The sequence below is a fragment of the Clostridium aromativorans genome (assembly GCF_020908015.1).
In the GTDB taxonomy this organism is placed as follows: domain Bacteria; phylum Bacillota; class Clostridia; order Clostridiales; family Clostridiaceae; genus Clostridium_B; species Clostridium_B aromativorans.
The window spans coordinates 1-1,878 of record NZ_JAJJPB010000065.1; the positions used below are offsets into that span (position 1 = coordinate 1).

Below are 1,878 nucleotides of genomic sequence, written 5' to 3' on the forward strand. Positions count from 1 at the left end.
AAACAGAATAAACGGATACTTACATAAGACAAACCTTTTAAGAAAGCCTTTCTCAGGCTCCCTTTCGACTCCCTAGAAAGGAGGTGATCCAGCCGCAGGTTCTCCTACGGCTACCTTGTTACGACTTCACCCCAATCACCAACCCCACCTTCGGCCGCGTCCTCTTTCGTTAGACTACGGACTTCGGGTGTTGCCGGCTCTCATGGTGTGACGGGCGGTGTGTACAAGGCCCGGGAACGTATTCACCGCGACATGCTGATTCGCGATTACTAGCAACTCCAGCTTCATGCAGGCGGGTTTCAGCCTGCAATCCGAACTGGGAACAGTTTTTGAGGTTCGCTCCACCTCGCGGCCTTGCTTCTCTCTGTTCTGCCCATTGTAGCACGTGTGTTGCCCTGGACATAAGGGGCATGATGATTTGACGTCATCCCCACCTTCCTCCGCGTTAACCGCGGCAGTCTCGTTAGAGTGCTCATCTTACTGTTAGCAACTAACAACAGGGGTTGCGCTCGTTGCAGGACTTAACCTAACATCTCACGACACGAGCTGACGACAACCATGCACCACCTGTCTCCCTGCCCCGAAGGGCTTCTCTCATCTCTGAGATATGCAGGGGATGTCAAGTCCAGGTAAGGTTCTTCGCGTTGCTTCGAATTAAACCACATGCTCCGCTGCTTGTGCGGGCCCCCGTCAATTCCTTTGAGTTTTAATCTTGCGATCGTACTTCCCAGGCGGAGTACTTATTGTGTTTACTGCGGCACAGAAGGGGTCGATACCTCCTACACCTAGTACTCATCGTTTACGGCGTGGACTACCAGGGTATCTAATCCTGTTTGCTACCCACGCTTTCGTGCCTCAGCGTCAGTTACAGTCCAGAGAACCGCCTTCGCCACTGGTGTTCTTCCTAATCTCTACGCATTTCACCGCTACACTAGGAATTCCGTTCTCCTCTCCTGCACTCCAGACACCCAGTTTGAAATGCACTGCCCGGGTTAAGCCCGGGTATTTCACATCTCACTTAAATGTCCGCCTGCGCACCCTTTACGCCCAGTAATTCCGGACAACGCTTGCCACCTACGTATTACCGCGGCTGCTGGCACGTAGTTAGCCGTGGCTTCCTCATCTGGTACCGTCATTATCGTCCCAGATGACAGAGCTTTACAATCCGAAAACCTTCTTCACTCACGCGGCGTTGCTGCATCAGGCTTTCGCCCATTGTGCAATATTCCCCACTGCTGCCTCCCGTAGGAGTCTGGACCGTCTCTCAGTTCCAATGTGGCCGTTCACCCTCTCAGGTCGGCTACGCATCGTCGCCTTGGTAGGCCGTTACCCTGCCAACTAGCTAATGCGCCGCGGGTCCATCTCAAAGCGGATTTCTCCTTTAAAATATAATCCATGCGGATTATATTTGTCATGCGGTATTAATCTCCCTTTCGGGAGGCTATCCCCCTCTTTGAGGCAGGTTACCCACGTGTTACTCACCCGTCCGCCGCTAAGATTCTCCCGAAGGAGCTTCTTCGCCCGACTTGCATGTGTTAGGCACGCCGCCAGCGTTCGTCCTGAGCCAGGATCAAACTCTTAATTTAAAAGTTGTCTTTGACTCTGTTGAAAATTGTTATTAACTTCGCAATACTGCGTCAAAATACTCACTGCGGTACTCATTTACTCAAGTAAACTCTGTTCCTCCTTCGCATTTTTCCTTGTCTTGCTCGTCACTAACAATTTTAGACTTACTGCCTTTGTTGGAAATTGCCATTAACTTCGTCCAGCTTCGTCAAATGCTTCATTCCGGTGCTCATTTACCTAAGTAAACTCTGCTCCTCATTCGGCCTTTTCCTTGCTGTACTCGTTACTGTCAATTTCAAGCATATTACTTAC

The 1,878-nt window shown here is 50.9% G+C and carries 1 rRNA gene; it reads right to left on the reverse strand.

What is annotated here, in order from left to right:
* Positions 1–76: 76 nt before the first annotated feature.
* A 16S ribosomal RNA gene (locus tag LN736_RS18790) occupies positions 77–1,586 on the reverse strand.
* Positions 1,587–1,878: the final 292 nt, after the last annotated feature.